Source organism: Chryseobacterium sp. L12 (assembly GCF_056133985.1).
The window spans coordinates 1-224 of sequence record NZ_JBVYOF010000021.1 but is presented as its reverse complement, the minus strand read 5'-3'; the positions used below and the strand labels follow the sequence as shown (position 1 = coordinate 224).

Below are 224 nucleotides of genomic sequence, written 5' to 3'. Positions count from 1 at the left end.
GCAGGAACAAGTGCTGAAGAACTGGGCAAAGAAAACTGGAAGATCGTGAAGCTGGGTGACAGTCAGATTGACCAACTGATTGAGAAGCAGGACATCAGAATCTATCCGAATCCGGTGAGTGATTACTGTTATGTGGAGATTGGAATGGAATCCGCAAGCTGGAAGCTGGGTGATGGGAAAGCTGAAGCGGACATTACGGTGTACGACATGGGCGGAAGACAGCT

Annotated in this window: 1 pseudogene; it reads left to right on the top strand. The window is 49.1% G+C overall.

Annotated elements, in window-relative coordinates:
• A pseudogene (locus AC0NBN_RS12800) lies at window positions 1-224 on the top strand (hypothetical protein); the annotation flags it as partial.